We start from the raw sequence: 946 nt of genomic DNA on the forward strand, positions 1-946 counted from the left end.
CGGGCCCTACCATTAATGGGATGACCCGCCCCGTCCTCTCAGTCAGACTGAGTTGGCTTTTGAAAGGAGGAAGCAATGAGGACACGGAACAAGCCCAGGCCGGCAACGGTGTGTGGGATCGACATTGGCAAGAACCTTTTCCACGTCGTTGGGCTCGACGCCGCCGGAATGCCGATCCAGAAGGCGACCTTTCGGCGCGATACGCTCTTGCAGTTCTTCGAACGTGCAGGACCGGCTTTGGTGGGGATGGAGGCCTGCTCCGGCTCGCAATGGTTGGCCCGCAAGATCGCCGCCATGGGGCACACCGTTCGCATTATCCCAGCTCAATTCGTGAAGCCATATGTGAAGTCCAACAAAAATGACATCATCGATGCCGCGGCGATCGCCGAAGCCGTGACGAGACCAACGATGCGCTTCGTCGAGCTAAGGTCGCCTGAGCACATTGACCTGCAAGCGCTGCATCGTGTTCGCGATCGGATGATGTCGCAACGGACGTGCCTCATCAATTAGATGCGCGCTTTTTGCCTGGAATATGGGATCGCTATTCACCAGGGCGCCGGCAAGTTCAAGGCTGATCTGCCGAGGGTTTTGGCCGATCAGTCGAATGATCTAACCTCGGCGATGCGTCGCATTCTTGCATCTACATTTGACGAGCTGCGGCAGCTGGAGCTGCGGATTGCCGAGGTCAACCGCGAGATTGAGGCAATTGCCTCTCAAAGCGATACCGCACGTCGATTGATGACCATCCCGGGCATTGGGCCGCTGGCCGCGACGGCGCTTTTGGCAGCAGCTGGATCTGCCCGCCAGTTCAAAAAGGCCCGCGATATGGCAGCTTGGCTAGGTCTTGTCCCGAGAGAATATTCTACGGGAGGCAAAACGAAGCTGCTGGGGATAAGCAAGCGCGGCAATCGATATCTGCGCCGGATGATCATCCATGGCGCCCGTT

The 946-nt window shown here is 57.9% G+C and carries 1 pseudogene; it reads left to right on the plus strand.

Annotated elements, in window-relative coordinates:
* Positions 1-75: 75 nt before the first annotated feature.
* Positions 76-946: pseudogene (locus tag IVA74_RS22790) on the plus strand (IS110 family transposase); the annotation flags it as partial.

The organism is Bradyrhizobium sp. 132, from assembly GCF_023074185.1.
Lineage (GTDB): Bacteria > Pseudomonadota > Alphaproteobacteria > Rhizobiales > Xanthobacteraceae > Bradyrhizobium.